Here is a 23,288-nt window from a genome sequence, read left to right as displayed (position 1 = left end):
GTATTCACTATTCCGCTTTTATTGTCGCAATTATTGGACTTACCCTTTGATTATTAATAAATAGATGAATGTCTTCCCGATCAAATTCACATTTTTATCATCAGGTCGGAATCGTCACCTTTTTATACTTATCCCTTCCCTTGTTGGCCTTACCGTTCGGTGCAGAATAAATGGGTACCTTGCACAAATACGATAATAAATCGCTTACCGAGGAGTTACCTCATGACTTCCACCCCGATTACCGAATCTGACGTTGCACAACGGGCGAGAGATGATCGTTTGTCCGTTCGCGAAAAAATAGGCTATGGCCTGGGCGATGCAGGCGGCACCGTGATCACTTGCCTGATCATGAACTTCCTTACCTTTTTCTATACCGATATCTTTGGCCTGACGCCCGCTCTCGTGGGCACGCTGTTTATTGCCCTGCGCGTATTTGACGCCATCTCCGACCCGGTGATGGGCATTATTGCTGACCGCACGCAGAGCCGCTGGGGGCGTTTTCGTCCCTGGCAGCTGTGGGTGGCGTTCCCCATCGGGATCATCGGCGTACTGACCTTCACCGTTCCTGATGCCAGCATGGGGGTGAAAATCGCCTGGGCATTCGGGACGTATTTAATGCTGTCAGTGGGTTACACCGCCATCAACGTACCTTATTGCGCGCTGATTAACACCATGACCACTCGCCATAACGAGGTTATTTCCTGCCAGTCCTGGCGCTTTGTGCTGTGCGGCGTTGCCGGTTTTTTAGTCTCCGTTGGCCTGCCATGGCTGGTCGCGGAATTGGGCCAGGGCAATGCCGCACGGGGCTATCAGCTTGGCGTTGGCGTACTTTGCGCTATCGCCGTGGTGATGTTTCTGTGCTGTTTCTTCTGGGTGCGCGAGCGTGTTCCACTGGCGCTGATGGGCAAATTCACCTTACGCGAGCATCTTGCCGGGCTGCGTAAAAACGACCAGTTGCTGCTGATGCTGGTGATGTCATTCCTGCTGATTAACGTCTTCAACATCCGTGGCGGCGGATATATGTACTTCATCACCTACGTGCTCCAGGGGAGTACCGCATATACCTCGCTGTTTTTCACGATGGTGACCTTTGCGGCCATCCTCGGGGCGGTCATTGTGAATCCCCTGTCCCGACGTTTCGATACCGTCAAACTCTACTACTACACCAACCTGTTACTGGCCGGGCTCGCCGCAGGTATGTGGTTCCTGCCTAATGGTCCGGCTTACCAGACGCTCTGGCTGGTTATCATTCTGAGCAATGGCGTGATCCTGGGCTTTACGCTACCGCTGCACTTTTCGCTGATGGCCTTCGCCGACGACTACGGTGAGTGGAAAACCGGTGTGCGTTCATCGGGCATGAATTTCGCCTTCAACCTGTTTTTCATCAAGCTCGCGTGGGCCTCCAGCGCCGGGATCATCAGTCTGGTGTTTATCGCCGTGGCCTATCAGCCGGGCGTGGGCAACCAGACGCCTGCATCGTTGCAGGGCATCACCGCAATGGAAACGCTGCTCCCCGCCCTTTTCCATCTGCTACTGGCCGTCGCTATTCGCTGGTGCAGACTCAACAATCCCATGATGTCGCGCATTGCCACCGACCTGCGCCAGCGTCACGTACTGTCCTGAGGAGAATGATATGTCCATAATGGAAGCCGACCTGCACCAACTGAAAATCAACGACCCGTTTCTCGGCCAGTATCAACGGCTGGTGCGTGATGTGGTGATCCCCTACCAGTGGGATGCGCTTAACGATCGCGTGACGGAAGCCGAACCCAGCCATGCCATCACCAACTTCCGCATTGCGGCAGGTCTGGAACAGGGTGAATTCTACGGCATGGTGTTTCAGGACAGTGACGTGGCGAAATGGCTGGAAGCAGTGGCATGGTCTCTGTGCCAGAAGCCCGATGCGGAACTGGAAAAGACCGCCGATGAGGTGATTGCGCTGGTGGCAGCGGCGCAGTGTGAGGATGGTTATCTCAACACCTACTTCACAGTGAAGGCTCCCGGCGAGCGCTGGACGAACCTGGCCGAGTGCCACGAGCTGTACTGCGCCGGGCATATGATTGAAGCCGGCGTGGCGTATTTCCAGGGAACCGGAAAGCGCCATCTGCTTGAGGTCGTATGCAGGCTGGCAGATCATATCGACAGCGTGTTTGGCCCCGGAGAGAACCAGCTACACGGTTACCCGGGTCACCCGGAAATTGAGCTGGCGCTGATGCGGCTTTACGACGTCACTCAGGAGCCGCGTTACCTGAACCTGGTGAAATACTTCATTGAGGAGCGTGGCGCACAACCCCACTTCTACGACATCGAATACCAGAAACGTGGCAGGACATCACACTGGCACAACTATGGCCCGGCGTGGATGGTCAAAGACAAAGCCTATAGCCAGGCACTGCAACCGCTTGCTGAACAACAAACGGCCATCGGTCATGCCGTCCGCTTTGTCTACCTGATGACGGGCATGGCCCATCTGGCTCGCCTGAGCAATGACGAGGGCAAACGTCAGGACTGTTTACGGCTGTGGGAAAATATGGCGCAACGCCAGCTGTACATTACGGGGGGGATCGGCTCGCAAAGCAGTGGTGAAGCCTTCAGCAGTGATTACGATCTGCCCAATGATACGGTTTATGCTGAAAGCTGTGCCTCGATTGGCCTGATGATGTTTGCCCGCCGGATGCTGGAGATGGAGGCGGACAGCCAGTATGCCGATGTGATGGAACGTGCGTTATACAACACGGTGTTGGGTGGTATGGCGCTGGATGGTAAACATTTCTTTTATGTGAACCCACTGGAAGTCCATCCTAAGACGCTGGCATTTAACCACATTTATGATCACGTAAAACCGGTACGCCAGCGCTGGTTCGGCTGTGCCTGTTGCCCGCCAAATATCGCTCGCGTGCTGACCTCACTGGGCCATTACATCTATACCGTTCGCCCGGATGCATTGTTTATCAACCTGTACGTGGGAAACGACGTTGCAATACCGGTAGGTGAGCAGGCGTTACAGCTGCGTATCAGCGGTAATTATCCGTGGCATGAACAGGTAAAAATCGAGATCACGTCTCCTGTTCCTGTCACTCATACTCTTGCTCTGCGGCTCCCAGACTGGTGCGCGAAGCCTGACGTGACGCTGAATGGTGAAAAGGTTACTGGCGAAGTATCACGCGGCTATCTCTATCTCATGCGCAGCTGGCAGGAAGGTGATGTATTAACACTGACGCTCCCCATGCCGGTTCGCCGGGTGTATGGCAACCCGCAGGTACGCCAGCAGGCGGGTAACGTCGCGCTACAGCGCGGCCCGCTGGTCTACTGCCTGGAAGAGGCCGACAACGGCGCAAACCTGCACAATCTCTCTCTGCCTGCAGACAGCGAATTCCGGGTCTTTGAAGGAAAAGGTATTTTCGCACACAAGATGCTGATTCAGGCGGAAGGGGTGGCTCATCGCACAACGGACACAGGGTCTGGTGCTCTCTGGCAGTACGATCGCTCACCGGTGCAGCGTCAGCCCCAGACGCTGACCTTTATCCCGTGGTTTAGCTGGGCGAACCGTGGCGAAGGGGAGATGCGGATTTGGGTGGATGAGGTGTGATTATCTGCGGCCTGATACCCTCACACCAACCCTCTCCCACGGGAGAGGGAGTAAGGCTCGCAGGCCAGACAAAAACAAGACCACCGTCCGGTAAAGTAAAAAGGCTGTCCCCATCCGTGGGGACAGTTTTAAACCATCAGAAACGCCAGGTCATGCCGGTCATCAGCGCAAAGCTGTCGTCACGGTCGATCATCGGGCTGTTTTTCACGTCATCAGGCAACACGGTGTACACCGCGCTGGCGTTCAGGAACAGCTTCTGGGTCAGCTGATATTTCGCCGCCAGGCCAACGTATGGCGTCCAGCTGTCACCTGCGGTGTATTCCTTCAGACCAGAGCGGCGAGATTCGCTACTGGACACACCGTAGTAGTAATCGTTATAGCTTTCGTCACTGTAGAAAACGCCTGCAGATGGCGTCAGGGTCAGACGCTCCATCCGGATAGGGTGGAAGTATGACAATTCACCCACCATGCCACCGCTTTCATCCATCGCATCGCCGGAGACGGCAAACTTCAGGGAGCCCCAGCTTTCGTGGCGATAGTATGCCCCACCCAGGAATGCAGACGCTTTACGCTCATCAAGGTGTTTCATCTGATCGTCGTCATTGTCATCAGGGTCAAAGCTCAGAGGCATCCACGACGCGGTGAGGCTTAACTCATTTTTAGCATCTTTCCACAGGATCCATCCCCCTGTAGTCTGGCGTACGTAAAAACGATCGCCTTCATAGCTAATTAACGGTACTGCGGTAGTATTTTCGTTATACCCTTTGTAAGGCGACTCATTAAATACAGCACCTACCCCAAGTGAAAAATCACTGGCCATTGCGGATGATGCGGCAAATAGCGTGGCAGCGATGAGTAAATTCTTTTTGATATTCATTCCATGCAATCCATTTAAACGCCAGACAAGCGAGGCGAATAATAATAATGGTTACAAATTTACCCATGCAACGATACAGTTTATATAATACTATATATAAAATCATATAGATGCGGCGCGCATGATGAATAAACTACAACTGAAGCCACGTGAGTTAAAAATTATTTCTGTCATTGCCGCAACCCGCAGCATCGGTGATGCCGCCGCCCTGTTGGGAATGGCACAGGCCAACGTGAGTAAATATCTCTCTGACTTTGAGACGCGCGTAGGCCTCAAGGTTTTTGAGCGCACCACCCGCCAGCTGGCGCTCACCCAGTTTGGCGAGGCTCTGCTACCCTACGTTAACGCCTCGCTGGATAAAAATAGCCAACTAATTAATTTTATTGCCGATTATAAGCATGAAAAACGCGGGAAAGTGACGATTTACGCCCCAACGGGTATCGTGACCTATCTGGCGCGCCATGTTATCCACAAAATTGAAGAGATTGGTGATATTCACCTTTCACTGAAAACATACAATCTTGACAGTAATGAATTTTCTGAGGGTGTTTCATTCCCTGATGATTGCGACATTTTACTGACCTACGCGCAGCCGAAAGATGAAAATTTAGTGGCAAGCGTACTGACAAAATATTCCGTAACAGCGTTTGCGACAAAAGAATATTTAATTAACCACCCCATCTCTGGCCCGGATGATTTAATTAACCACTCTTGTATATTAATAGATTCAATGCTGGTTGATGATGCTAATATCTGGCGTTTTCGTGCTCATGGTAGTGAGTTCGTTCATGATTACAAAGTGACCGGTAACTATATTTGCGATAATACGCTGACGGCGCTGGAACTGGCCAGAAATAATCTTGGGATTGTTTTCGCCCCGAAAGAGAGCCTGAAAAAAGAGCTAACGCACGGTATGCTTGTCCCCTGCTTCCCCCATCAGGAAGAATGGTGGCTCGATCTGACCGCGATATTCCGCAAGCGCGAATATCAACCCTGGCGCGTACAATATGTGCTGGACGGCGTACTGAACTGCTTGCGTCAGCAAATAGCTCAGGCCGCCCAGGGACGGCCTGAACTGGAGAATTAAAACAGCCCCAGTGGTTTATCAGAATAGCTGACCAGCAGACATTTCGTTTGCTGATAATGCTCCAGCATCATCTTATGGGTTTCACGCCCAATACCCGACTGCTTGTAACCCCCAAACGCAGCATGCGCCGGATAAGCGTGGTAGCAGTTAGTCCACACTCGCCCGGCCTGAATGCCCCGCCCCATCTTATAGGCCAGATTACCGTTGCGGCTCCAGACGCCAGCACCTAAGCCATACTGCGTATCGTTGGCAATTTCCAGCGCCTCCTCCATCGTTTTGAAGGTCGTCACGGCCAGTACCGGGCCAAAAATCTCTTCCTGGAAGACACGCATGTTGTTCTGACCAAACAGGATCGTCGGCTCAAGATAATAGCCCTCCTGCAGATCGCCCCCCAGAACCTTACGTCGGCCCCCGGTCAGCACATCCGCCCCTTCTTTTTTGCCGATATCAATGTAGTTGAGGATGGTTTCCAGCTGCCCATGTGACACCTGTGCCCCCATCTGTGTGACGCTATCAAGCGGGTTACCGCTGCGGATCGACTCCACGCGGCGGATTGCCCGTTCCATAAAGCGTTCATAAATGGACTCCTGCACCAGCGCCCGGCTTGGGCAGGTACAGACTTCCCCCTGGTTGAAAGCAAACAGCGCAAACCCTTCCAGCGCTTTGTCGAAGAAGGCATCTTCTTCGTCCATCACATCAGCAAAGAAGATGTTCGGGGATTTCCCCCCCAATTCCAGAGTGACCGGTATGATGTTCTGAGTCGCGTACTGCATGATCTGCTGGCCCACTTCCGTCGACCCGGTAAACGCCACTTTGGCAATGCGTTTTGAGGTAGCCAGATATTCGCCGATCTCGCCCCCGGCCCCGTTAACGACGTTAATCACGCCAGGCGGCAGCAAGTCACCGATGACCTCCATCAACAGCAGTACCGACAGCGGGGTTAAGCGCGCCGGTTTCAGCACAACGCAGTTCCCTGCCGCCAGTGCAGGAGCCATTTTCCAGCTCGCCATCAGCAACGGGAAGTTCCACGGAATAATTTGCCCCACCACGCCCAACGGTTCGTGGAAGTGATACGCCACGGTGTCGCTGTCTACTTCACTGATCCCGCCCTCCTGCGCGCGAATACAGGAGGCAAAATAGCGGAAGTGGTCAATCGCCAGCGGCACATCCGCCGCCATCGTTTCCCGTATCGGTTTGCCATTGTCCCAGGTTTCCGCTGTCGCCAGCAGCTCCAGATTCTGCTCCATCCGATCGGCGATTTTGAACAAGATAGCTGCCCTGTCCTGAACGGAGGTATGCCCCCATGTATCTTTGACTTTATGCGCAGCATCCAGCGCCAGGTCGATATCACGCTTACCTGAACTGGCGATTTCACACAGCGGCTGGCCAGTGACAGGCGTCAGGTTGGAATAGTATTCACCGTCGACGGGTGCCACCCAGTCGCCGCCAATAAAGTTGTCATAACGCGGTTTTAGCTTGAGGGGGAAACCATACTCGCCAGGCTGAATGCGCGATGAGGGAGGATTGTTTGTCATGACCGTCTCCTTACTGTTGGTGTACAACAAGGGTAGTTCCGACTGGCGATTTTCTCGCCAGTCGGTGACGGGTTTACGACGGATGTCACATCGCGGCGCGGTAAATCGCCATGATCTCTTCGTGGGTTGCCTGCACAGGGTTAGTGAACCCGCAGGCGTCCTTCAGCGCATTGGTTGCCAGAACCGGAATATCTTCCTCTTTGACATTCAGTTCACGCAGACCCGCCGGGATATTTACCTTGCGCGCCAGAGTACGAATTTCAACAATGCAGGCCTGAGCGCCCTGCTCATCCGTCATCTTGCTGACATCCACCCCCATTGCTTTTGCACAGTCACTCAAGCGCGCCGCCGCCACTTTGCTGTTAAACACCTGAACATGCGGCAGCAGTACTGCGTTACACACACCATGCGGCAGGTCGTAGAAGCCACCCAGCTGATGCGCCATTGCATGCACATAGCCTAAAGAGGCATTGTTAAAGGCCATCCCGGCAAGGAACTGCGCATACGCCATCGCCTCACGCGCCTGAGCGTTACTGCCATCTTCGACAGCCTGCACCAGGTTTTCGCTAATCATCGTTACCGCTTTCAGTGCACAGGCATCGGTAATCGGTGTGGCCGCCACGGAAACATAAGCTTCAATCGCGTGTGTCAGAGCATCCATGCCGGTTGCTGCCGTCAGCGATTTTGGCATGCCGCTCATCAGCGACGCGTCGTTAACCGACAGCACTGGCGTGACGTGTTTATCCACAATGGCCATTTTAATATGGCGCACCTCATCGGTAATAATACAGAAGCGCGTCATTTCAGATGCAGTACCAGCGGTGGTATTAATGGCGATCATCGGTAATTGCGGTTTTGCCGAACGATCAACGCCTTCATAATCACGAATATCGCCGCCGTTTGCAGCCACCAGCGCAATACCTTTTGCACAATCGTGTGGTGAGCCACCGCCAAGAGAAATAACGCAATCGCACTGATTGGCTTTTAATATTTCCAGGCCAGCAGCCACGTTTGCTGTTGTTGGGTTAGGGTGCGTTCCATCATAAACTACACTGTTAATATTGCGTTCTTTCAGTGCGTTTTGAATATCAGCAGCCATCCCCAGTTTGTTCAGCATAGCATCGGTAACAATCAGCGCGCGACGCCAGCCATAATCACGCATGGTATCCATTGCGCACGATAATGAATCAGAACCAATAATATTCACAGATGGAATATAAAATACGGATGCAGCCATGACATTTCCTCAAAGAGATAAAAACTGTCGGCAGCATACGGAAAAGATTATTTAAAAAACATGATCAAAAACTTGTTTTTGCGTACACCTTCGCAAGGTTAATAAATTTAAACCTGCGAAGGTGTTAATCAATATATATATATCTATTTCGATCTATTCAAATTATGTATTAATGCCTTGATTGTGTTTCAGGAAATAATAATGAATCACGTAATACATGATCGTTACCACGGCGGCGGGTAAAGCCAATTCGGTTAAAATATTCCAGGATTTGAATAGCCAGCTTGCGACCCACATTGAGACGATCGCGGAAATCTGCCGCACAGGTAGAGCCTCGCGCCTGATCCAGCTCGCGGATCAGGTTAGCAAACGCCACAATCCGATCGTTACGGTAATAACGATCTTTAACGATCGCCACTATCAGCCCCTGTTGTGCGGCATGGCGTAACACCTGGCGCATCACCTGCTCATCAGTATTCGTTTCACGTGCGAGATCGCGAACCCACCACGGCTCATCGCCAAACAGCGACACCACTTTTTGCCATATCGCCTCTTGTTCTGCAGTAAACCCGGCTTTGTGATCCGGCAGATGCAACCAGCCGTGGTGGCTTTTAATCACGCCACTTTCACGCATATTTTCAATCAGCAGCAACACCAGCGCATCGTCTTCCATCGGCAACGCCATGCGTCGCAGACGTTCGCGCCCCGGCCCGGGTTCATCCTGATGCTGTTCATGGTATGTCGCCAGCGTGTTCAACACTTTACGCTGCCAGCATGCCGCAACTGGCGCGTTCAGCAGACTATAACCGGCCTGAATAAAACCTGGCTCTTGTGTCAGCCGGCGCAACCCCTCACCGCTGAGCTGGCGAGCCCACGCGAAATCAACAAGATTGACAGCACCGCGCTCCAGATGAACCAGCAATGCAGCCTTATCATCCTGCGCCTGCGCCAGCGCTGCCAGCCACTGAAGATACTCGGGCTTACGTTTACCACGACGGGGGGGATTGAGCGTTACCACGCGCGCCCCGGCCAGCGTTTCCCGCGCCGAAATGTCCCGCAGCACCAGGCGGTCATTATCGGCAAGCCACAGTGGAGCGTCGAAAACCAGTTCAGCGAGGTCATTTTCCAGCAGCGACACACGCCCGGTAATATGGCTGGCCGCATGATGAATGTGCAACGGCTGCCACTGGGTAAGCGGTATATGCGTCTGCAGGGAGACGATCACCCGCTCAGACGGTTCAGGTGGTGCATCGGCCAGCAGCCAGTCACCACGGTTAAGCTGCTCTTTTTCCGCATCTCCGGCAATATTCAGTGCGATTCGCTGCCCGGCATGGGCACGCTCAGCAGGCTGGTTTTGCGCATGCAAACCCCGCACGCGCATCGGTTTGTTAACGCCCGTTAGCCACAGGGTATCTCCCACGTTCACTTCGCCGCTCAGTGCCGTACCGGTGACCACCAGACCCGCCCCTTTAACGGTAAACGCCCTGTCGATCGCCAGACGGAAGCGGTGATCGCTGACGTGCTCACGTGGTGTAAGTTGCTGTAGATGGTTGCGCAGGGCATCAATGCCGCGCCCCTCCGTCGCCACGGTGACAAACAGCAGCGCATCGGCAAAACCGTATTCACGCAGTGCGGCCTGCACCGTTTCGCGCACCTCGTCAATGCGAGCCTCATCCACGCGGTCAGCTTTGGTCAGGGCAACGGTCAGCTGCGGGTTGCCCGTCAGTTGCAGGATTGCCAGGTGCTCACGCGTCTGCGCCATGATGCCATCATCACATGCCACCACCAGTAGCGCATGGTCAATGCCCCCCACGCCCGCCAGCATATTGGAAAGAAATTTTTCGTGCCCAGGTACATCAATAAACCCCAGCACGCGGCCATCGGGCTGCGGCCAGTAGGCATAACCCAGATCGATGGTCATGCCGCGCTTTTTCTCTTCCGGCAGACGATCGGCATTTACGCCCGTGATAGCCTGCAATAAGGTGGTTTTTCCGTGGTCAACGTGACCGGCGGTGGCAATAATCATTTCAACAGCATCTCCAGAAATCGCTCTTCATCTTCAAGACAGCGTAAATCCAGCCACATTCGGCCATCGTATATGCGCCCGATAATGGGTGTCGGCAATGCGCGCCAGCGAGCCGACAGCGCATCAAGCTGGCTGCCGCGTCCGTCACGGGGTGTGAACGTGAGCGCCGCACTGGGCAGTCTGTCCACGGGCAGAGAGCCGCTGCCAATCTGCGACTGACAGGATTCGAGGCGCACATCAAAACCAGGGTAGTGCGGCACGACGTTTGACAACAGCAGCTCGCCCTGAGCGCGAATTGAGGCAGCATCACGCGTCAGCAGACGCAGTGTTGGCAGTCGGTCGCCCAGTTTCTCCGGGTGGAGATAGAGTCGCAGCGTCGCGTCCAGCGCGGCGAGCGTCATTTTATCCGCCCGCAGGGCGCGCTTGAGCGGGTGTTGCTGCAGCTTAGCAATCAGCTCGCGCTTACCAACGATAATTCCCGCCTGCGGCCCGCCCAGCAGTTTGTCGCCGGAAAAACTCACGAGGCTTACCCCTGCCGCAATCATCTCCTGTGGCATAGGTTCTTTTGGTAAACCGTACTGACTCAGATCCACCAGCGAGCCGCTGCCGAGATCGGCAATGACCGGCACATTCAGCTCGTGCCCGAGCGCCGCCAGCTCCGCTTCATCGACGGTTTTGGTAAAACCTTCAATATGGTAATTACTGGTATGCACCTTCATCAGCAGCGCAGTATTTTCATTCACCGCAGCGCGATAATCTTTCGCATGGGTGCGGTTAGTGGTTCCCACTTCATGCAGAGTGCAGCCCGCCTGGCGCATCACATCCGGAATACGAAACGCACCGCCAATCTCCACCAGTTCACCGCGGGATACGACCACCTCTTTACCGCTCGCGGTGGCCGCCAGCATCAACAGCACCGCCGCCGCATTGTTATTCACAATGCAGGCATCTTCCGCGCCGGTAAGCTGGCAGAGAAGATCTGCCAGGGCACGGTCACGGTGTCCGCGACCGGCTCCGTCCAGATCGTACTCCAGCGTGACGGGCGAACGCATGACCTGCGTCACGGCATCTACCGCCGCTTCTGCCTGTTGCGCACGCCCCAGGTTGGTATGCAAAACGGTTCCCGTCAGGTTAATGACCGGACGCAACGCGCTTTGCGCTTTCTCAATCAGCCTTTTCCCGGCCTCCTGCCCCCACGCAGCGCACCAGTCCGGCAATGTGTTTTCTGCCTGAATATGGCTGCGGGCTTCGCCCTGAAGCAGGCGTAACATGTCTACCGTCGCGGTATGGCCGAACCGCTCCAGTGCGGCAAGGACGTGAGGCTCACGAAGCAGACGATCGGTAGCAGGGATCTGGCTGTAGAGAGAATGATGAGTAGTCATGAAAGCGCCTGGCGAGTAAATATCATCCCCCCTCCCGACGGGAGAGGGAGTTAACATGTAGAGGGATTGTACCGCCTCTGGCAGTGAAGTGTTATAACCCGCATCAAGCCTTTGGCGGTTCGGTACGGGCAAAGCTTTCACGCTGGAAGAGCGTTTGAGCAAGTTTCACCAGTAATGGACGCTCGACGCACCAGCCTGGGGAAACGCGACGAAAGTTGAGATAGCCGATGGCGCAGGCGATAGCAATCGTTGCCAGATCCAGGCTATCACGTTGAATTTTACCCTCCCGGATGAGCTGCTCGCACATATCCAGGCTGCGGTTGATTTTTTCACGCTGCCGCAATAGCTCCGCTTCCGATTGCTGCGCGGCAGGTCTTGCCTGCTCGCGTACAGAGGCGAGCGCGGCATCCATAATGCCATCGGCCAGGGCTTCAATTTGCTTCATCATCAGCGCTGCTTTTGGCTCACGCGGCAGCATCGCCGGGGCGACATCGAGCAGTTCGATATACTCCGCAATAACCGGAGAATCAAACCAGTATTCCCCCTCATCCGTCACCAGCGCCGGGACTTTTCCCAACGGGTTGTACTGCGCGACGCCATTTTCGGCGTGATAAGGCTGTTCATTTACAAATTCAAATTCAATCCCTTTCTCCAGCAGGAGAACCGAAATTTTGCGCACGAAGGGACTGGTGTAGCTGCCGATGAGTTTCATTGCCTGATCCTTGATGCCGGAAAAGAACCAGTATGGATCAAGCAATGAAAAAAGGCAGGTATGCGTATCGCATTCCTGCCCCTGGAAGGATTAATGGTCGAGGTAGAGGTAGTGCATCCAGCTGGTCATACGCAACAGCACCTTACGCATCACGGAAACATGTGCGAAGTGGTCGGAATAGACCGCCACCTGGGCATAGATACCATCTGGCAATGCATCAACATCAGCATTCGGATCCAGTTCGATGGTACCAATTACGCCGTCCATCCCCGGTGCCACCGTCAGAGACTGCAACGCTCCCTGAGCCTGATACGAACCGCCAGGCACTACCGGCAGAATGCTGGTGAGCTTACCGGAGAACACCTGACCCGGCAGCGCGTTGAACACGACTTCCGCTTCATCACCCGGTTTCAGACGCAGTAACGAGTTCTGACGGAACTGAGCAATAATCTGCCGTTTTTGTTCCGGAATAAAGACCATCACCGGACGCAGAGGCAGTGCCGCTGCATAGGTTCCCGGACGGATCAGCACCTGGGTGATATAGCCATTGCTCGGTGCACGCACCACAGTCTGTTCCAGATTGTATGTCGCCTCAGCAAGCTGGGCGCGCAGAGAAGCAACCTGGGATTGTTCACCGTTAACCATACTGTCTAATTGAGTCTGGATCTGCGTCTGCTCGGCAACGGAGCCTTTTACCAGTGCATCCTGTGCCAGATAGTTCTGACGCGCGTTGTCGATATCGCTTTCAGAGAACGGGTTAACCTTTGCCTGGCTGCCTTTCAAATAACGCTGATAATCTTTATACAGACGGTCACGTTCAGCAGACACACGGGTGGTATTGGCTACCGCTTCCGAAAGCTGTGCTTTCAGATTGTCGATATTATGCGTGGCGGTCACCAGGTCTGCCTGCAGCCTGTCGACGCGCGCCTGATAGCGGCCTGGATCGAGTTTAAATAACACGTCACCTTTTTTAATGAGCTGGTTATTTTTATCGGTGACTTCACTGACAATCCCTGTAACCTGCGGCGTAATCGGAATTGAAATAACCGCTTTTTGCGCCGTAAAAGTATACGGATGGTTATAGTTCATTAATAAGATGAGGCCCGCGACAATAAATACCCCACCTAAGGTGGCGGTGGCGAGCGTCCACTGGTTTACCGGAATACGGAATATTTTAAAAATGGCCCAGGCAAATGCCACATAGGTCAGAATAATCAACAAATCCATGATTAGCGCTCCAGCGTGTTCTTATCAGCAGTGGGTTGCACCGCGGCCAGTTTTTGCTCCAAATCGGCTACACGTTTTGCAAGCGCATCGACGTCAGGGCTTCCCCCTGACGGCGAAATGTGGTTTTGCATTCCCCAGCCACGTTCTGGCTGGTAGAGGGTTGCCCAGATCCACAGGAATGGCCAGATAGCATGCAGTGTAAACAGACTAATCCAGCCCGCTGTATGAATAGCATCGGCATGGGGATGGTTCCGCTTTTTGGCCATATTATAAGGGATGTCATGGATGGCAATGATTCCATAAAACAGAACCAGGAACACAAAAATCAATACGCCCAGCGCAAAATAGTTGAGAAACATATTCTCCTCACTTAAACAACGTCAACTCATTAAATTGATAAAATGGTACACAAACCAATTAGTTTATTTTAAACACAGATAGCGCGATTACTATTTCAAAGCCGGTGAGTATCGTTTTATACAATATCTCCACGCAAGTTTATAAGCGTGTCAAAATATATCATAAATAATAATAGACTTAACCTTACAATATCAGCGTAATCCAGGTTTTTGCTTTTCGCCATACCACATTTAAAAAGTGTTTTTTTAGCTTTAAATGTTACCTGCAAACATCCTGGTGCCTGGCGGAAAAGCAGAGCTTGCCGTCGATCACATCCGTAGAAATCAGCATAAAATTTTTTGTGAATGGAATCACAATTCACAAACAAACACGCGACCAGTCAATGTGACATTTATCACAAATAATGGGGCATTTTGCTCTTTTTATGCCCGTTGTATTTTTTTTATGCGCCACTTTTGTGATCAACATCACTTCATTAATATCCTCTCACCCTACATTTGCGTGATTTAGATCACACAAATTTTCACCGTCTGGACAGTTGAACGATTCAGTGCCAGATTTCACAACATCAGAACAGAGCCCGGCTACCTCTACCGCCGCACATTAACGATAAACCTCGGGCCGCAAGCCTTAGCGTAAACAGAAGAAGGGGTGTTTTATGTCATCCGATTTCAAGATCAAAGTTCAAAGCTTTGGTCGCTTCCTCAGCAACATGGTGATGCCAAATATCGGCGCGTTTATCGCGTGGGGTATCATCACTGCATTGTTCATTCCGACAGGGTGGTTGCCTAACGAAACGCTGGCGAAACTTGTTGGCCCAATGATTACCTATCTGCTGCCTCTGCTCATCGGTTTCACCGGTGGTCGTCTGGTCGGCGGTGACCGTGGTGGTGTGGTCGGTGCTATTACCACGATGGGTGTTATCGTCGGTGCGGATATGCCGATGTTCCTCGGGGCAATGATTGCCGGGCCGTTGGGCGGCTGGGCGATCAAACATTTCGACGCCTGGGTTGATGGTAAGATCCGCTCTGGCTTCGAAATGCTGGTGAACAACTTCTCTGCCGGTATCATCGGTATGATCCTGGCGCTGCTGGCATTCCTCGGCATTGGCCCGGCAGTTGAAGTGCTGTCCAAGGTTCTGTCAGCGGGCGTTAACTTCATGGTTGTGCATGACATGCTGCCGCTGGCGTCCATCTTTGTTGAACCGGCGAAAATCCTGTTCCTCAACAACGCCATCAACCACGGTATCTTCTCACCGTTGGGTATTCAGCAGTCCCATGAGCTTGGCAAGTCTATCTTCTTCCTGATTGAAGCAAACCCAGGCCCGGGTATGGGTGTTCTGCTGGCGTACATCTTCTTCGGTCGCGGTAGCGCAAAACAGTCTGCTGGCGGTGCGGCTATCATCCACTTCCTGGGTGGTATCCACGAGATTTACTTCCCGTACGTGCTGATGAACCCACGTCTGATCCTGGCCGTTATCCTCGGCGGTATGACTGGCGTGTTCACTCTGAGCGTGCTGGGTGGTGGTCTGGTTTCTCCGGCATCTCCGGGGTCTATCCTGGCAGTTCTGGCGATGACGCCAAAAGGCGCTTACTTCGCTAACATTGCAGCTATCTGTGCGGCAATGGCGGTCTCCTTCGTCGTTTCTTCTATCCTGCTGAAGACCAGCAAAGTAAAAGAAGAGGACGACATCGAAGCGGCTACCCGTCGTATGCACGACATGAAAGCAGAATCCAAAGGCGCAACCCCGCTGGCGGCTGGTGATATCTCTAACGACCTGAGCCACGTACGTAAAATCATCGTTGCCTGCGACGCCGGTATGGGTTCCAGCGCAATGGGTGCAGGCGTGCTGCGTAAGAAAGTACAGGATGCGGGTCTGACCCACATCTCCGTCACCAACAGCGCCATCAACAGCCTGCCACCGGATGTTGATCTGGTTATTACGCACCGCGATCTGACCGAACGCGCCATGCGTCAGGTACCACAGGCCCAGCACATTTCGCTGACCAACTTCCTGGACAGCGGTCTGTACACCAGCCTGACCGAACGTCTGGTTGCAGCGCAGCGTCATGAAGACAATGAAGTCAAAGTGCGTAGCAGCCTGCAGGACAGTTTCGATGCAAACGATAGCCACCTGTTCAAACTGGGCGCGGAGAACATCTTCCTGGGCCGTACTGCTTCCAACAAAGAAGAAGCGATTCGCTTTGCCGGTGAGCAGCTGGTGAAAGGCGGTTACGTTCAGCCTGAATATGTTGATGCGATGCTGGAACGTGAAAAACTGACCCCAACCTACCTGGGAGAATCCATTGCGGTTCCACACGGTACGGTTGAAGCGAAAGACCGCGTGCTGAAAACCGGCGTCGTGTTCTGTCAGTATCCACAGGGTGTGCGCTTCGGTGAAGAAGAAGACGACATCGCCCGCCTGGTGATTGGTATCGCTGCACGTAACAACGAGCACATTCAGGTGATTACCAGCCTGACCAACGCCCTGGATGACGAGTCTGTCATTGAGCGCCTGGCCAGCACCACCAGCGTAGAAGAAGTACTGGCTCTCTTAAACAAGTAAGTCCGAACTATTCCCTCTCCCTTTGGGAGAGGGTTAGGGTGAGGGATAAGCCTCACCCCAGCCCTCTCGGGTAAAAACATTGATGAAGGTTAACACTATGAAAGCATTACATTTTGGCGCAGGTAATATCGGTCGTGGTTTTATCGGCAAACTGCTGGCAGACGCGGGCATTACGCTGACATTCGCCGATGTGAATCAGGTAGTACTCGACGCCCTGAATGCCCGTCATAGCTACCAGGTACACGTGGTGGGAGAAAACGAGCAGGTTGAGACGGTATCTGGCGTAAATGCAGTAAGCAGCATTGGTGACGACGTGATTGACCTGATCGCAAGCGTTGACCTGGTCACGACGGCCGTTGGCCCGGTCGTGCTTGAACGCATCGCTCCTGCGGTAGCAAAAGGTCTGGCAAAACGTAAAGCACAGGGTATCGAAACCCCACTGAACATCATCGCCTGCGAAAACATGGTACGCGGTACCACGCAGCTGAAAGGCCACGTTCTGGCAGCCATCGCCGACGAAGACAAAGCCTGGGTTGAAGCGCACGTTGGCTTTGTGGATTCCGCCGTTGACCGTATCGTACCGCCGTCTGAATCCGCCACCCACGACCCGCTGGAAGTGACGGTAGAAACCTTCAGCGAGTGGATCGTCGATAAAACGCAGTTTAAAGGTACGCTGCCGACCATCCCGGGAATGGAATTAACTGATAACCTGATGGCATTTGTCGAACGTAAACTCTTCACGCTGAACACCGGGCATGCTATAACCGCGTACCTCGGAAAATTGGCCGGTCATCAGACCATTCGTGATGCGATCCTCGATGAGAACATCCGCGCGGTGGTGAAAGGGGCAATGGAAGAGAGCGGCGCGGTGCTGATCAAACGTTACGGTTTTGATGCTGACAAACACGCAGCATACATCCAGAAAATCCTCGGTCGTTTTGAAAACCCGTATCTGAAAGATGACGTTGAGCGCGTTGGCCGTCAGCCATTGCGTAAACTGAGCGCAGGTGACCGCCTGATTAAGCCCCTGCTGGGTACGCTGGAATACAGCCTGCCGCATGCCAGCCTGGTGAAAGGGATTGCTGCCGCGATGCATTACCGCAGCGAGCAGGATCCACAGGCACAGGAGCTGGCTCAGTTGATCGGCGATGAAGGCCCACAGGCTGCACTGGCGCAGATTTCTGGTCTGGATGCCAACAGCAACGTGGTTGTGGAGGCGGTTAACGCATACAACGCAACCAAATGATGCAGAATGCGGCGCAGGTTAACCTGCGCCCAAATTACAGATTGTCAGATATGCAGGCAATAATGGAACAAACCCAGGCCTTTGAAAATCGTGTGCTTGAGCGTCTGAATGCTGGCAAAACCGTACGAAGTTTCCTGATTGCCGCCGTCGAATTACTGACAGAGGCGGTGAACATTCTGGTACTTCAGGTGTTTCGCAAAGACGACTACGCGGTAAAATATGCTGTAGAACCGTTACTGGACGGAGACGGACCGCTGGGCGATTTATCGGTTCGCCTGAAGCTGATTTATGGTCTTGGCGTGCTGAGCAGGCCAGAGTATGAAGACGCTGAGCTGTTAATGGCGCTGCGCGAAGAGTTAAATCATGACGGGAATGAGTACGCCTTCACCGATGATGAAATTCTGGGACCTCTCGGCGAGCTACACTGCGTCTCCGCACTGCCTCCTGCACCGCATTTTGATAACAGCGATCCTGAACTGTACGCGATGCAAAAGCTTCGTTATCAACAGGTTGTCAGATCCACTATGGTGCTTTCCCTGACAGAGCTGATTTCCCGAATCAGCTTAAAAAAAGCGTTTCAGAAGTAAGCCTGCGCACATTGGTGTATCCTTCCTGTAAATTCCCCCGTTTTTAGAGTCATTTGTCATGAAAGAAGTCGAAAAGAACGAAATTAAACGCCTGAGCGACCGCCTGGATCTGATCCGCCACCAGATGGCTGGTCTGTCACTTATCGATTCCGCTGAAAAGTACGCTGAGCTCGAAAAAGAGACAGCCACGCTCGAAACAGAAATCGAACGTCTGCGCGAAGTTAAAGGCCAGAAGCTGAGCAAAGAAGCCCAGAAGCTGATGAACATGCCGCACCGTCGCGCGATCACCAAAAAAGAGCAGGCTGACATGGGCAAGCTGAAGAAAAGCGTCCGTGGCCTGGTGGTGGTGCACCCGATGACCGAACTTGGCCGTGAAATGGGCCTGAAAGAGATGACGGGTTTTTGTAAGACGGCGTTCTGATCATTTTCCCCTCACCCTAACCCTCTCCCCAAAGGGGCGAGGGGACTGTACGGCGCAGTTTGCCGGGGTGAGGGTATCAGGTCCCATCCCACTTCAAATTGGCCCAACCAATCCCATAACCAATCCTCCCACGGTTCACATTTCCATCATTTCTGCTCACAAAATCATTGCCTATCTATAACATTCAGTTAACCATTCATTGTCATTCACCCTACACAACAACATTGGCAGGACCACTTTTACACAGACTGTGACACGGAGATGAGCGGAGACTCACCCGAAGTGCAGACTGTATGGTCCCCAGGAGACCTGCATGAGCCTCTGGCAACAAAACTACGATCCAGCCGGGAATATCTGGCTGTCGAGTCTGATCGCATCGCTTCCGATCCTGTTCTTCTTCTTTGCGCTGATTAAGCTCAAGCTGAAGGGCTATCTTGCCGCCACGTACACCGTCACCATCGCCCTTCTGGTGGCGCTGTTTTTCTATAAAATGCCGGTCGACCGCGCCCTGGCTTCCGTCGCGTATGGCTTCTTCTACGGCCTGTGGCCGATTGCGTGGATCATCATTGCTGCGGTGTTTGTCTATAAAATCTCGGTGAAAACCGGGCAGTTCGACATAATCCGCTCGTCGATCCTCTCCATCACACCTGACCAGCGCTTACAGATGCTGATTGTCGGCTTCTCCTTCGGCGCATTTCTTGAGGGTGCGGCAGGGTTTGGTGCGCCTGTAGCGATCACCGCCGCATTACTGGTAGGCCTGGGCTTTAACCCACTGTATGCCGCAGGTCTTTGCCTGATTGTGAACACCGCACCGGTGGCATTTGGTGCAATGGGGATTCCGATTCTGGTGGCCGGACAGGTTACCGGGCTGAACAGCTTCGAAATTGGCCAGATGGTTGGCCGCCAGTTGCCGTTCCTGACCATCATTGTGCTGTTCTGGATCATGGCGATTATGGACGGCTGGCGCGGTGTGAAAGAGACCTGGCCTGCAGTGATGGTGGCGGGTGGTTCGTTCGCTATTGCCCAGTTCCTCAGCTCAAACTTCCTCGGCCCGGAACTGCCGGACATTATCTCCTCGCTGGTCTCACTGGTCTGTCTGACGTTGTTCCTGAAGCGCTGGCAGCCGGTGCGTATTTTCCGTTTTGCCGATATGGGTGCTGCGCAGGTCGATAACACACTGGCACGCACAGGCTACACCCCGGGGCAGATTGTCCGCGCATGGTCACCGTTCCTGTTCCTGACCGCAACCGTTACGCTGTGGAGCATTCCACCGTTTAAAGCCCTGTTCGCCCCTGGCGGTGCGCTGTACGACATGGTGATTAACATCTCCGTGCCGTTCCTCGACAAGATGGTTGCCCGCATGCCACCCGTGGTACACGCGGCCACGCCGTATGCTGCGGTGTATAAATTTGACTGGTTCTCCGCAACCGGTACGGCCATCCTGTTTGCCGCTATTCTTTCAGTGGTATGGCTGCGCATGAAACCTGCCGCCGCCATTCAGACCTTTGCGGCAACCATTAAAGAACTGATGCTGCCGATTTACTCCATCGGCATGGTGCTGGCGTTCGCATTTATTTCGAACTACTCCGGCCTCTCCTCCACGCTGGCACTGGCGCTGGCTCATACCAGCCATGCCTTTACCTTCTTCTCGCCATTCCTCGGCTGGCTGGGGGTATTCCTGACCGGTTCAGACACCTCATCTAACGCCCTGTTTGCCGCACTACAAGCGACAGCCGCGCAGCAGATCGGCGTCTCAGACGTACTGCTGGTTGCGGCCAATACCACTGGCGGCGTCACCGGCAAGATGATTTCTCCGCAGTCCATCGCCATTGCCTGTGCCGCGGTGGGACTGGTGGGTAAAGAGTCGGATCTGTTCCGCTTTACCGTTAAACACAGCCTGATATTTACCTGCATGGTCGGGGTAATCACCACGCTGCAGGCCTATGTCTTAACCTGGATGATCCCATGATAGTGATGCCCAGACGCCTGTCCGACGAGATTGCCTCTCGCGTGCGGGCGCTGATTGAAGAACAACAGCTGGAGGCGGGCATGAAGTTGCCCGCCGAGCGCCAGCTTGCCGCTCAGCTTGGTGTGTCGCGCAATTCACTGCGCGAAGCGCTGGCCACGCTGGTTAGTGAAGGCGTGTTGCTGAGCCGTCGCGGCGGTGGCACATTTGTCCGCTGGCAGCATGATGACTGGTCCGAGCAAAACATCGTCCAGCCGCTGAAAACGCTGATGGAAAACGACCCGGACTACAGCTTTGACATCCTCGAAGCACGCCACGCCATCGAAACCAGCACCGCCTGGCATGCGGCCATGCGGGCAACTGAGGCCGACAAAGAGAAGCTCAAAGCCTGCTTCGAAGCGACCCAAAGCAGCGACCCGGACATCGCCTCCCAGGCGGACGTGCGCTTTCATCTGGCGATTGCCGAGGCGTCGCACAACGTCGTTCTGCTGCAAACCATGCGCGGTTTCTTCGACCTGCTGCAATCTTCCGTGAAGCAGAGCCGTCAGCGTATGTATCTGGTTCCGCCCGTTTTTGCCCGGCTGACCGAGCAGCATGAGGCGGTACTCAACGCCATTCTGGCCGGTGATGCCGACGCCGCGCGCAAAGCGATGATGGCGCATCTGGGCTTCGTCCACACCACCATTAAACGCTTCGATGAAGATCAGGCCCGACAGGCGCGTATTACCCGTCTGCCTGGCGACAACGATATTTCCAGGGAGAACAAAGCATGATTATTTCCGCAGCCAGTGACTATCGCGCCGCGGCGCAGCGCATTTTGCCGCCATTCCTGTTCCACTATATCGACGGCGGCGCGTATGCCGAACATACCCTGCGCCGCAATGTGGAAGATCTGTCAGACGTGGCCCTGCGCCAGCGCGTGCTGAAGAATATGTCCGATCTGAGCCTGGAGACAACGCTGTTTAATGAAACGCTCTCCATGCCGGTGGCCCTCGCCCCCGTCGGTTTGTGCGGCATGTACGCCCGTCGTGGTGAAGTGCAGGCGGCAGCAGCGGCAGATGCCAAAGGGATCCCCTTTACCCTCTCCACCGTTTCCGTCTGCCCGATTGAAGAAGTCGCCCCCACCATTAAGCGCCCGATGTGGTTCCAGCTGTATGTCCTGCGCGATCGCGGCTTTATGCGTAACGCACTGGAGCGCGCCAAAGCAGCAGGGTGCTCAACGCTGGTCTTTACCGTCGATATGCCAACACCAGGCGCACGCTATCGTGATGCCCACTCCGGTATGAGCGGCCCGAATGCCGCCCTGCGCCGCTACTGGCAGGCGGTGACTCACCCGCAGTGGGCGTGGGATGTTGGCCTGAACGGGCGTCCGCACGACCTGGGTAATATTTCAGCCTATCTGGGTAAACCGACCGGGCTGGAAGATTACATCGGCTGGCTGGCGAATAACTTCGATCCGTCAATCTCCTGGAAAGACCTGGAGTGGATCCGCGAATTCTGGGACGGCCCGATGGTGATCAAGGGGATCCTCGATCCGGACGATGCCCGCGACGCCGTGCGCTTTGGTGCGGACGGTATTGTGGTGTCAAACCATGGCGGACGTCAGCTTGATGGGGTGCTCTCTTCTGCGCGCGCGCTGCCGGCCATTGCTGACGCAGTGAAAGGCGATATCGCCATTCTGGCCGACAGCGGTATCCGCAGCGGGCTGGACGTGGTGCGCATGATAGCGCTCGGTGCAGACAGCGTATTGCTGGGGCGCGCGTACCTCTATGCGCTGGCCACCCACGGCCAGGCGGGCGTGGCAAACCTGCTGAACCTGATCGAGAAAGAGATGAAGGTGGCGATGACGCTGACCGGCACGAAAACGATCGGTGAAATCAGCCAGGATTCACTGGTACAGGAGCTGAGTAAATTACCTGCATCGCTGGCAGCGCTTGCTCAGGGGGACGCAGCGTAATGAAAGTGCTATGCTGCCCGCGCAATTAAGGGGGCAGCATGCTTAACATCGTTTTATTCGAACCAGAAATTCCACCGAACACCGGCAATATCATTCGCCTGTGCGCCAACACCGGGTTTCGCCTGCATATCATCGAGCCGATGGGGTTTGCGTGGGACGACAAACGTCTGCGCCGCGCGGGGCTGGATTATCATGAATTTACTGCCGTGGTTCGTCATCACGATTACGCCGCATTTCTGGAAGCAGAGAAACCGCAGCGCATGTTCGCCCTGACCACTAAAGGCACGCCAGCACACAGCGCCGTAAGCTATCAGGACGGTGATTATCTGATGTTTGGCCCGGAAACCCGTGGTCTGCCAGCAACCATTCTGGACGCCCTGCCCGCGGAACAAAAAATCCGGATCCCGATGATGCCGGACAGCCGCAGTATGAACCTGTCAAATGCGGTGTCGGTCGTCGTGTATGAAGCATGGCGTCAGTTGGGTTACCCTGGCGCGGTACTACGCAGCTAAT

Annotated in this window: 19 protein-coding genes; 11 read left to right on the top strand and 8 right to left on the bottom strand. The window is 54.2% G+C overall.

What is annotated here, in order from left to right; translation table 11 throughout:
* Positions 1 to 222: 222 nt before the first annotated feature.
* Positions 223 to 1,623 carry an MFS transporter gene (locus ACJ9N4_RS14120; RefSeq protein ID WP_182273073.1) on the top strand — a complete coding sequence of 467 codons (1,401 nt, stop codon included), beginning with the start codon at positions 223 to 225 and terminating at the stop codon, positions 1,621 to 1,623.
* Between the two features lie 10 nt (positions 1,624 to 1,633).
* A complete protein-coding gene (locus ACJ9N4_RS14115; protein WP_395122761.1) occupies positions 1,634 to 3,589 on the top strand; it encodes a glycoside hydrolase family 127 protein in 1,956 nt (651 codons plus the stop codon).
* Between the two features lie 136 nt (positions 3,590 to 3,725).
* Here the strand turns inward: ACJ9N4_RS14115 and ACJ9N4_RS14110 are convergent, their stop codons facing one another.
* Entirely contained in the window at positions 3,726 to 4,466 is a 741-nt protein-coding gene (locus ACJ9N4_RS14110; protein ID WP_182273075.1) for a MipA/OmpV family protein, read from the bottom strand.
* Between the two features lie 121 nt (positions 4,467 to 4,587).
* Between ACJ9N4_RS14110 and ACJ9N4_RS14105 the strand changes: the two genes are divergently transcribed.
* Positions 4,588 to 5,553 carry a LysR family transcriptional regulator gene (locus tag ACJ9N4_RS14105; protein WP_182273076.1) on the top strand — a complete coding sequence of 322 codons (966 nt, stop codon included), beginning with the start codon at positions 4,588 to 4,590 and terminating at the stop codon, positions 5,551 to 5,553.
* Here ACJ9N4_RS14105 and aldB read toward each other — a convergent pair.
* The 7 genes from aldB to ACJ9N4_RS14070 form a co-directional block, all read right to left on the bottom strand.
* On the bottom strand, positions 5,550 to 7,088 hold the full coding sequence (aldB, locus tag ACJ9N4_RS14100; protein WP_182273077.1) for an aldehyde dehydrogenase AldB: 1,539 nt from the start codon (positions 7,086 to 7,088) through the stop codon (positions 5,550 to 5,552). The two genes, ACJ9N4_RS14105 and aldB, sit on opposite strands and share 4 nt — an antisense overlap.
* Before the next feature lie 85 nt (positions 7,089 to 7,173).
* Positions 7,174 to 8,325, bottom strand: a complete 1,152-nt coding sequence (yiaY, locus tag ACJ9N4_RS14095; protein WP_411500575.1) for an L-threonine dehydrogenase — start codon at positions 8,323 to 8,325, stop codon at positions 7,174 to 7,176.
* Positions 8,326 to 8,494: 169 nt separating this feature from the next.
* Positions 8,495 to 10,351 carry a selenocysteine-specific translation elongation factor gene (gene selB, locus ACJ9N4_RS14090; protein ID WP_411500574.1) on the bottom strand — a complete coding sequence of 619 codons (1,857 nt, stop codon included), beginning with the start codon at positions 10,349 to 10,351 and terminating at the stop codon, positions 8,495 to 8,497.
* Positions 10,348 to 11,733, bottom strand: a complete 1,386-nt coding sequence (gene selA / locus ACJ9N4_RS14085) for an L-seryl-tRNA(Sec) selenium transferase (protein ID WP_182273080.1) — start codon at positions 11,731 to 11,733, stop codon at positions 10,348 to 10,350. Before selA ends, selB begins: the two co-directional genes overlap by 4 nt.
* A 103-nt stretch (positions 11,734 to 11,836) precedes the next feature.
* On the bottom strand, positions 11,837 to 12,445 hold the full coding sequence (locus ACJ9N4_RS14080) for a glutathione S-transferase (RefSeq protein ID WP_196390678.1): 609 nt from the start codon (positions 12,443 to 12,445) through the stop codon (positions 11,837 to 11,839).
* Between the two features lie 90 nt (positions 12,446 to 12,535).
* Positions 12,536 to 13,672 (bottom strand): HlyD family secretion protein, encoded by a 1,137-nt coding sequence (locus ACJ9N4_RS14075; protein WP_196390677.1) that lies wholly within the window; start codon positions 13,670 to 13,672, stop codon positions 12,536 to 12,538.
* Between the two features lie 2 nt (positions 13,673 to 13,674).
* Entirely contained in the window at positions 13,675 to 14,031 is a 357-nt protein-coding gene (locus tag ACJ9N4_RS14070; RefSeq protein WP_182273082.1) for a DUF3302 domain-containing protein, read from the bottom strand.
* A 659-nt stretch (positions 14,032 to 14,690) separates the two neighbouring features.
* On the opposite strand from ACJ9N4_RS14070, the gene ACJ9N4_RS14065 reads away from it, so the two are divergent.
* From ACJ9N4_RS14065 to trmL, 8 genes are all read left to right on the top strand, one after another.
* Positions 14,691 to 16,598, top strand: coding sequence for a PTS mannitol transporter subunit IICBA (locus ACJ9N4_RS14065; protein ID WP_411500573.1), 1,908 nt, complete (start codon positions 14,691 to 14,693; stop codon positions 16,596 to 16,598).
* Between the two features lie 82 nt (positions 16,599 to 16,680).
* Positions 16,681 to 17,844, top strand: coding sequence for a mannitol-1-phosphate 5-dehydrogenase (mtlD, locus tag ACJ9N4_RS14060; protein WP_411500572.1), 1,164 nt, complete (start codon positions 16,681 to 16,683; stop codon positions 17,842 to 17,844).
* The gene (gene mtlR / locus ACJ9N4_RS14055) at positions 17,841 to 18,431 is read left to right on the top strand and encodes a mannitol operon repressor MtlR (protein WP_182273085.1); all 591 of its coding nucleotides are present in this window, start codon (positions 17,841 to 17,843) and stop codon (positions 18,429 to 18,431) included. The genes mtlD and mtlR overlap by 4 nt, the downstream gene beginning before the upstream one ends.
* Positions 18,432 to 18,489: 58 nt before the next feature.
* Positions 18,490 to 18,852 (top strand): YibL family ribosome-associated protein, encoded by a 363-nt coding sequence (locus ACJ9N4_RS14050; protein WP_182273086.1) that lies wholly within the window; start codon positions 18,490 to 18,492, stop codon positions 18,850 to 18,852.
* A 313-nt stretch (positions 18,853 to 19,165) separates the two neighbouring features.
* The gene (gene lldP / locus ACJ9N4_RS14045; RefSeq protein ID WP_411500571.1) at positions 19,166 to 20,821 is read left to right on the top strand and encodes an L-lactate permease; all 1,656 of its coding nucleotides are present in this window, start codon (positions 19,166 to 19,168) and stop codon (positions 20,819 to 20,821) included.
* On the top strand, positions 20,818 to 21,591 hold the full coding sequence (gene lldR / locus ACJ9N4_RS14040) for a transcriptional regulator LldR (RefSeq protein ID WP_182273087.1): 774 nt from the start codon (positions 20,818 to 20,820) through the stop codon (positions 21,589 to 21,591). Before lldP ends, lldR begins: the two co-directional genes overlap by 4 nt.
* Positions 21,588 to 22,775, top strand: a complete 1,188-nt coding sequence (lldD, locus tag ACJ9N4_RS14035) for an FMN-dependent L-lactate dehydrogenase LldD (RefSeq protein WP_182273088.1) — start codon at positions 21,588 to 21,590, stop codon at positions 22,773 to 22,775. The genes lldR and lldD overlap by 4 nt, the downstream gene beginning before the upstream one ends.
* A gap of 38 nt (positions 22,776 to 22,813) precedes the next feature.
* On the top strand, positions 22,814 to 23,287 hold the full coding sequence (gene trmL, locus ACJ9N4_RS14030) for a tRNA (uridine(34)/cytosine(34)/5-carboxymethylaminomethyluridine(34)-2'-O)-methyltransferase TrmL (protein WP_182273089.1): 474 nt from the start codon (positions 22,814 to 22,816) through the stop codon (positions 23,285 to 23,287).
* Position 23,288 lies beyond the last annotated feature (1 nt).

Origin of the sequence: Enterobacter sp. LM3 (assembly GCF_046622475.1) — a bacterium.
Classification (GTDB): Bacteria; Pseudomonadota; Gammaproteobacteria; order Enterobacterales; family Enterobacteriaceae; genus Enterobacter; species Enterobacter cloacae_P.
This window is presented reverse-complemented; position numbering and strand designations above follow the sequence as displayed.